Below are 4,622 nucleotides of genomic sequence, written 5' to 3'. Positions count from 1 at the left end.
CGGGGACCTCCGCGGGCGAAAGGGGGACAGGTGGCACGGTAGGCCCATACGATCTGCGACAACCCGCGCCGCCCCGGCCGCGCGCAACGCTGTCCCCCGTTCGCGGTAACGTGAACCACGATGAACGCCACGCACCCCGCTGTCTCCGTGATCATGCCGGTCCTCAACGAGGAGCGGCATCTGCGCAACTCGGTCCGCCACATCCTGGAACAGGAATACGACGGCGAGATGGAGGTGGTGATCGCGCTCGGCCCGTCCACGGACCGTACGGACGAGATCGCCGCCGAGCTGGTACGGGAGGACCCCCGCGTCCACACCGTCCCCAACCCCACCGGGCGCACCCCGGCGGCGCTGAACGCCGCCATCAAGGCCTCCCGCCACCCCGTCGTGGTGCGCGTCGACGGCCACGGCATGCTCTCGCCGAACTACATCGCCACCGCCGTCCGCCTCCTGGCGGAGACCGGCGCGCAGAACGTCGGCGGCATCATGCACGCCGAGGGCGAGAACGCCTGGGAGGACGCGGTCGCCGCCGCCATGACCTCGAAGATCGGCGTCGGCAACGCGGCCTTCCACACCGGTGGCGCCGCGGGCCCGGCCGAGACGGTCTACCTGGGCGTCTTCCGGCGTGAGGCCCTTGAGCAGCAGGGCGGCTACAACGAGGAGTTCATCCGCGCCCAGGACTGGGAGCTGAACTTCCGCATCCGCGAGGCGGGCGGCCTCATCTGGTTCTCGCCCGAACTGAAGGTGCAGTACCGTCCGCGCCCGAGCGTGCGCGCCCTGGCCAAGCAGTACAAGGACTACGGCCGCTGGCGCCATGTCGTCGCCCGCTACCACGAGGGCTCCATCAACCTGCGCTACCTGGCCCCGCCGGCCGCCGTCTGCGCGATCGCGGCCGGTGTCGTGGTGGGCGCGGCGCTCACGCCGGTGGGCTTCGTGATCCCGGCCGGCTACCTCCTGGCGATAGCGGCGGGCTCCCTCCCGGCGGGCAGGGGACTGTCCCTCAAGGCCCGGCTGCAGATCCCCGTCGCGCTCGCCACCATGCACATGTCCTGGGGCTACGGCTTCCTGACCAGCCCGAAGGCGCTCGCCCGCAAGGTCATCGCGAGCCGCCGCCCGGCGGTCAGGGTCTGACGACGGGCCGTACGGAAACGACGGGCCGTACGGAAAAAAAGGGGGCGCCCGGTGCCGTGAAGCACCGGGCGCCCCCTTTCGCGTACGCGGCGGCTACCAGCGGTAGGGCCAGTAGATGTCCATGCAGTCCGACTTGTCGGCACCGTTCACGTTCTCGGTGCCCTTCAGCGGGTCGCTGTCCTCGGCGGACTTCTTCGGGTACGTGGCGCCGGTGCGCCAGTCGGCGCCGACCGTGAGGGTCAGCGTGGAGACGTCGGCGGACACCTTCACCGCATTGGACGGCAGCTCCATCGCGGTCGCCACCGACAGCGCGTCGGCCTTGCCCTGGGCGCCCGCGCTCTTGGGGTAGGTCAGCGTGGTGACCGCCGCCGAGCCGCGGACGTCGGAGGCCTTGGCCTTGTAGAAGCCCTTGTTCTTCAGGGTGTCGGCGACGGTGGACGCCCGCTTCTGGGTGGGCGCCGCGCCGCCCGCGCCGGTGCCGTTGACGACGGAGAGCGAGAGCGAGCCGGCCGGGGTGGCCGCCGGGCCCTTGGGCTCCGGCTTGGCCGGGCCGTCGTCCTTCTTGTCGAGCGGCTTGTCCTCGCGGAGCATCGACCACAGCGTCTCGGCCGCGCCGGGCGCCGGCAGCACATGCTCCTTGTTCTTGTAGTCCTGGATGCGGGGCATGGTCAGCATGTTCATCCGCTCCATCGGCACGCTCTTGAGCTCCATGCCGAGGTCGTAGAGCTTCTTGACCGTGCCGAGCTCACGGGAGACCTGGAGCGACTTGGTGGCCGTCTCCGCCAGGTTCATGATCCGCCCGGTGTCGGTGAACGCGTTCTGCTTCTTCAGCTCGCGCATCACCGAGTTGAGGTACATGTGCTGGGCCTTGGAGCGGCCCAGGTCGCTCGCGAAGGCGTGCCGGGTGCGCAGCCACTGGAGGGCCTGCTCGCCCTGGACCTTGTGGGTGCCCGCGGTGAGCCGCAGGTGCGAGCCGCCGGACACCTTGGGCTTGGGCCCGTCGTAGACGTTCTGCTTGACGCACACCTCGGCGCCGCCGACCGCGTCGGCCATCGCCACCACGCCCGCGAAGTCGACCATCATCCAGTGGTCGATGTAGATACCGGTGAGCTTCTCCCAGGTGTCCAGGACACAGCCCGCGCCGCCCCGCGCCAGCGCCTCGTTGATGAGGGTGTTGGTGGGCGGCATCGTCCTCTTGGTCTGCGGGTTCACACACGACGGGATGTCGACCCGGGTGTCGCGCGGAATGGAGACCACCGAGGCGCTCTTGCGGTCCGCGGAGACGTGCATCAGCATCTGCACATCGGCCAGCGGCGGGTTGTCGGCGGTGTCCTTGGCGCCGCCGAGCTTGACGTTCTCGGCGCCCTTGCGGCTGTCGGAACCGATCAGCAGGACGTTCAGCGGGGTCTGGCCGTCCGCGTTGGCCTCGGTCTTCTTGGCGTTGGAGCCGCCCGCGCTGCGGTCGCCCTTGCGGATGTTGCCGTTGAGGTGCTCGTAGTACAGGTAACCGGCGCCGGCCGTGCCGAGTATGAGCAGGGCGAGCGTGGAGGCCACCCAGCGAAGTATGCGCCTTTTGCCCTTCTTCTTCACTCTTTTGCGCGGGCCGCCGCGCCGGTGTCCGGAGCCGTCGGCGGCCGTCCCCTTCGCGGGTGCGCCCGTGCCGTCGCCCTCGCCGTCGCCCGTGCCGTCGCCGGACGAGCGCGGGGCCGGCGGCCGGTCGCCGCCCTCCTCCGCGCCGTACAGCGACTCGTCCCAGCCGAGCTGATCGGCGTTCCGCACACGACGCGGTCGCGTTCCCTCCCCGCGCACGCTGTTCTGCCCCACCCCAATACCCCCTGTCTCAGGTGGTCTCCGCACCCGATCGGGGCCGAAAACCTCTCATTACTTGGCACACGTCAGTCTCGTACGCATCAGTTGCGTACGAACGTGTCACTTCGCGCACACTGACTTGTCCGCTTCGACCTTCTGGATGCCCTCGGGCGCCTTGGCCGGAGCGGTGATCGGAATGCCGGCGCCCTTGAAGTCCGCGCCGAGGGTGAGCACCATCGGCGTCTTCCCCACCGCGTCCTGGGTCCCGGGCTTGAGCGCGGTCGCGGGCAGACCCATCAGATCAGCGAGCTTACGTGCCTGGTCGGCCTGGTTGGGCGCGTAGGCCAGCGTGGTGTTCGCGAGCTTCGCCGGGGCGTTGCCGCCGTTGTCCGACTTCAGCACGCCCTTGGTGTTCTGCAGCCACACCAGCGTCTGGGAGGCGGAGCCCGCCACCGCGCCGCCGTTGAGCACCCGCACACGGACCGCGGAGGGCTGGGCGCGGGTGCCCTTGAGGAGCGCCGCCTGGGCGTCCTTGGCCTCGCTCTCCTTCTTCTTCACCTCGGTGAAGGACACGTCCGAGCGCATCATGCTGAACACCTGCGGCGCCTTGACGGGGTCGATGACCACCGTCTTGTGCACCTTGCCGTCAGCCGGGTTGTCGATGACCGGAACGGTCGTGAAGGTGACGTTCTTCAGATCGACCTTGCTGAGGTCCTGCGCAAGGCTGGTCAGCTTCTTGATCGACCCTATTCCGGAGTCGACCGTGAGCGCCTTGGTCGCCGCGTTCGCCAGCCCGTACATCTTGGTCGGGCTGCTCAGCGTGGAGTCGGACTTCATCTGCCGCATCATCGAGCCGAGGAACTGCTGCTGCTGCTTGATCCGGTCGAGGTCGCTCTCGTTGCCGAAGCTGTGCCGGGTCCGGACGAACGCCAGGGCCTGCTCGCCCTTGATCTTGGAGACACCGGCCGGCAGCTTCAGATGCGACTTGGGGTCGTTCACCGGCTTCGTCAGGCACACCTTCACGCCGCCGACCGCCGTCGACAGCTCCTTGACCGCGTTGAAGTCGGCCATCATGAAGTGGTCGACGCTCAGCCCGGTGAGCTCCTTGACCGTGCGCATGGTGCAGCCCGGGTCGCGGCCCTCCTGGCCGAGGCTGGTGTTGAAACGCACCATCGACTCGGCCCGGACGGTCTTGGTGGAGCCGTCCTTCTGCTTGGTCGGGCACTGGGGGATGTTGGTCACCAGGTCGCGCGGGATGGACAGCGCGGTCGCGTTCGTCCGGTCCTTGGAGACGTGGAAGAGGATGTTGGTGTCGGCGTGGCCCTCGCTGCCCTTGTCGCCGTACCCCTCGTTGCCCTTGCCGGTGCGCTTGTCCGTACCGATGATCAGGATGTTCACCGGGCCGTCGGAGGTGGCGTGCTTGCTGCCCGCGTCACCGACGTCCACGGTGTTCAGGTTGTTGTTGAAGTGCTGGTAGAGCAGGTACGCGCCGGTCGAGCCCGCGACGAGGACGAACCCCAGCACACCGCCCGTCCACATCAGCACCTTCTTCTTGCGGGAGGCCCTGGGCTTGCGCTTGCGCCGGCCGGCCGCGGCCGAGGGCCGTCCTGGGCGCCCGAGGGGCGGCGGTYGTCGCGCTGGCCGGGGACCTCGCGGCGGCGGGGGCCTCCTCTGCCGGGGGC

At 69.3% G+C, this 4,622-nt stretch carries 3 protein-coding genes; 1 reads left to right on the top strand and 2 read right to left on the bottom strand.

Translation table 11 applies throughout. From position 1 onward, the window contains the following. Positions 1 to 120 precede the first annotated feature (120 nt). Positions 121 to 1,131 (top strand): glycosyltransferase family 2 protein, encoded by a 1,011-nt coding sequence (locus ACJA3G_RS30770; RefSeq protein ID WP_406556317.1) that lies wholly within the window; start codon positions 121 to 123, stop codon positions 1,129 to 1,131. Between the two features lie 93 nt (positions 1,132 to 1,224). On the opposite strand, the gene ACJA3G_RS30765 is transcribed toward ACJA3G_RS30770, so the two are convergent. Together ACJA3G_RS30765 and ACJA3G_RS30760 are read right to left on the bottom strand one after the other, a co-directional pair. Next, the gene (locus tag ACJA3G_RS30765; protein ID WP_406556316.1) at positions 1,225 to 2,910 is read right to left on the bottom strand and encodes an LCP family protein; all 1,686 of its coding nucleotides are present in this window, start codon (positions 2,908 to 2,910) and stop codon (positions 1,225 to 1,227) included. Positions 2,911 to 3,060: 150 nt separating this feature from the next. After that, positions 3,061 to 4,622 (bottom strand): LCP family protein (locus ACJA3G_RS30760; RefSeq protein WP_406556315.1); only part of this gene is annotated, 1,562 nt, incomplete at its 5' end.

Source organism: Streptomyces sp. YS-3, from assembly GCF_045257485.1.
Classification (GTDB): Bacteria; Actinomycetota; Actinomycetes; order Streptomycetales; family Streptomycetaceae; genus Streptomyces.
Note: the sequence above shows the minus strand (reverse complement) of the source record. Positions and strands in the feature narration are given on the sequence as shown.

Bases quoted from the DNA above. Each gene is read 5' to 3' on its own strand.
- ACJA3G_RS30770 (WP_406556317.1), top strand. From the start codon at position 121: ATGAACGCCACGCACCCCGCTGTCTCCGTGATCATGCCGGTCCTCAAC.